Source organism: Acetobacter malorum (assembly GCF_002153605.1).
GTDB lineage: Bacteria > Pseudomonadota > Alphaproteobacteria > Acetobacterales > Acetobacteraceae > Acetobacter > Acetobacter malorum_A.
The window spans coordinates 1-1,798 of record NZ_JOPG01000061.1 but is presented as its reverse complement, the minus strand read 5'-3'; the positions used below and the strand labels follow the sequence as shown (position 1 = coordinate 1,798).

Annotated in this window: 1 protein-coding gene; it reads left to right on the top strand. The window is 47.1% G+C overall.

Annotated elements, in window-relative coordinates:
• Nucleotides 1-501: 501 nt before the first annotated feature.
• Nucleotides 502-1,798 (top strand): Hint domain-containing protein (locus HK23_RS13815; RefSeq protein ID WP_086654391.1); only part of this gene is annotated, 1,297 nt, incomplete at its 3' end.

Below are 1,798 nucleotides of genomic sequence, written 5' to 3'. Positions count from 1 at the left end.
ACGGCAACGCCCTGCTGCCGCTGTCTGAACAGACAGGTGGTAAAATGGGGATGCTGATCATCACCGCTATGACTGCTGAAAACTATATCGTTGACGCTGAACAGACGGACGCTGTGAAAAAACTCACTGCCTGATCTTTCTGCATAACCTAACAGAAGGCACCATTCTTTGCAGAATGGTGCCTTTTTTCGTTCTTTGTTTTCCTCAGCCTCTCCATTACTCGGAGAGGCTGACAGGCGCACCTCTTATTTGTTGAGCAAAGTATCTCAGCCCTATGCAGGAGTGCCAATGATATTGCGACCGCTTGCCTCCTGGAAAACTGGATCGACGAGGCATCAAAAAAATCTGCCGCGACCCACCAGCTCAATAAATTGCTAAAAATTAATATTTTGGAAATATATGTTACTATTGCGTTAACATAAGGAATTTAATATATAGGGTTTGCTTGTTTTTAACAAATGCAGCCATGTAACCTGCCTGCATCGATCGGGGATTTTAAATTTGCCTACTACGATTAATAAAAGTGGTACCTGGGACTACACTACAGATCATGTTGATAGTGTTATTCTTGATGGCACATCTTCTCCTATTACTTTGCAAGTTAAGACGGGGACTACCTCTTGGGGCGAAGGTGATTCATCAGGATCCTCTTTTACAGCACAGGCGATTACTGTAGAAGGTGACGTTACACTTTCCGGGAATGGCTATTTAACCGATGATGGGAACCTTACTAACAACGGTTCTCTAACCATTACGAATCCAAATTTTGTTGTCAATGGAACAGCATCTGGTCAGGCTATTACTCTTGCTGACGGCGGTAGCTTAACCGTTGGGACATTGACCGCCCCTATTACATTCGGCGATTCTCCCTCAGATAGCAGTTCTTACAATACCCTTGTTGTAAAAAATTATGCTGCAAGCGGCACAATTACGATAAATAATTTATCCCCTCGCGATAAAATTATCTTCAGTAATGATCAGAGTTCAACTCTTACGTGGGGAAGTGACGGAACAACCATTCTGGATCAGAACGGCGTTGTCCTGGCAAATGTTACATTTGCTCCTGGATATGACAAAGACGATTACAATTTTGATGGTAATACTGTTACGGTTACCTGTTTCCTTTCTGGCACCATGATCCGCACATCTGACAAAGATGTCGCCGTTGAAGATATCCAGATTGGTAGTGAAATTGCTATCTTCGACTGGAAACACAATCAGGAAGTCACGCGTCCTGTCGTCTGGGTTGGTAAAGCCCGAGCCACGGTTCGCCCTGGTCTTCCGGCTGACGAAGCGGGCTACCCTGTTCGTGTTCTGAAAAGTGCCATTGCTGATGGTGTGCCTTACAAAGACATGCTGATTACGCCTGAGCACTGTCTGTTCTTTGATGGTCAGTTTGTGCCTGTGCGTATGCTGGTTAATGGCAAGTCCATTTTCTACGATACCAGCATCACCTCCTACGATTATTATCATGTGGAAACGGAAGAGCATTCCGTGATCACCGCTGATGGCATGCTGACTGAAAGCTACCTTGATACCGGCAACCGCTCCACCTTCCGTCAGGATGGTAAGGTTGCGGCACTCCGCGCTGCGGGCGCACGGAGCTGGGAAGCGGACGCCGCCGCGCCGTTGTGCGTAGGCAGAAATTTTGTGGAAGCCCTGTTCCGCACTCTGGAAGCTCGCGGCAACCTGGTAGAAAATTGTCAGAAGCCGGCTGCCAGCGTGACAATGACGCATGATGCAGACCTGCATCTGGTTATGAAGAATGGTGCTGTTATTCGCCCCATCCGTCACGATG